The organism is Pseudodesulfovibrio sp. JC047, from assembly GCF_010468615.1.
GTDB lineage: Bacteria > Desulfobacterota > Desulfovibrionia > Desulfovibrionales > Desulfovibrionaceae > Pseudodesulfovibrio.
Map to the genome: position 1 here is coordinate 1 of NZ_WUEH01000054.1, position 893 is coordinate 893.

General features: G+C 47.9%; 1 protein-coding gene. It reads left to right on the plus strand.

Annotated elements, in window-relative coordinates:
• Positions 1-57 precede the first annotated feature (57 nt).
• The coding region (locus GO013_RS16660) for an IS110 family transposase (RefSeq protein WP_163813157.1) at positions 58-893 on the plus strand (836 nt) is incomplete at its 3' end.

The window sequence follows — 893 nt, forward strand, 5'->3', positions numbered from 1 at the left end:
CCCCCCGGTATACGGCATCATAGTGCCAAACAAAACGTACTCAGGAGGACGAGTCACATGAAAAATATTGCCACCATTGGGATCGATTTAGCAAAGAATATTTTCCAAATTCATGGAACTGACAGCAAAGGTAAAACGGTGTTGGTTAAAAGGATGAAAAGAGCAAATGTTCTTAATTTTTTCGCAAACATGAAGCCATGCGTCATTGGAATGGAGGCATGTGGCGGCTCGCATCATTGGGCACGAGAACTGAAGAAACTCGGCCATCAGCCGAAGCAGATGCCACCGCAGTACGTCAAGCCATATGTTAAAACCAACAAAAATGACCGGAATGATGCGGAAGCTATTTGCGAAGCAGTCACAAGACCAAATATGCATTTTGTACCGATGAAAACCATTGAGCAGCAGGACATTCAGGCCGTTCATAGGTGCCGAGAACGGCAGGTGAAAAACCGCACGGCACTCAGCAATCAAGCCCGGGCCCTGTTGTTGGAAATCGGCATAGCAGTGCCCAAAGGCTTTCGATATCTTCGCACGATGCTCCCGGAGTTGGTCGGCGACAACGAAAGTGGGTTGACTCCAAGATTGAGGGAGTTGATTGCGGATATGTACTCGGAATTCGTGGACATCGAAGCGAGAATTAAGAACTACAACAAGGAGCTGGAAAAAATGAGTCAAGAATCAGAAGCCTGCCGCAGGCTTCGTCAAATGCCTGGCTTTGGTCCTTTGAGCGCGACGGCATTTGTTGCTTCGATTGGCGATCCGCACACATTTAAAAATGGAAGACAAGTTGCAGCTTGGCTTGGGCTGGTCCCCAGACAACATTCATCCGGTAACAACCAACGGCTTGGAAGGATCAGTAAACGAGGCAATACCTATTTGCGCACACTACT